General features: G+C 52.9%; 1 rRNA gene. It reads left to right on the top strand.

Features of this window, described 5'->3' with window-relative positions:
- Positions 1 to 259 (top strand): 23S ribosomal RNA (locus MXF20_RS23295); the annotation flags it as partial.

Below are 259 nucleotides of genomic sequence, written 5' to 3'. Positions count from 1 at the left end.
CAGACAGCCAGGATGTTGGCTTAGAAGCAGCCATCATTTAAAGAAAGCGTAATAGCTCACTGGTCGAGTCGGCCTGCGCGGAAGATGTAACGGGGCTAAACCATGCACCGAAGCTGCGGCAGCGACACTATGTGTTGTTGGGTAGGGGAGCGTTCTGTAAGCCGCTGAAGGTGAACTGTGAGGTTTGCTGGAGGTATCAGAAGTGCGAATGCTGACATAAGTAACGATAAAGCGGGTGAAAAGCCCGCTCGCCGGAAGA

This window comes from Pantoea dispersa, from assembly GCF_035783935.1.
Classification (GTDB): Bacteria; Pseudomonadota; Gammaproteobacteria; order Enterobacterales; family Enterobacteriaceae; genus Pantoea; species Pantoea dispersa_C.
Note: the sequence above shows the minus strand (reverse complement) of the source record. Positions and strands in the feature narration are given on the sequence as shown.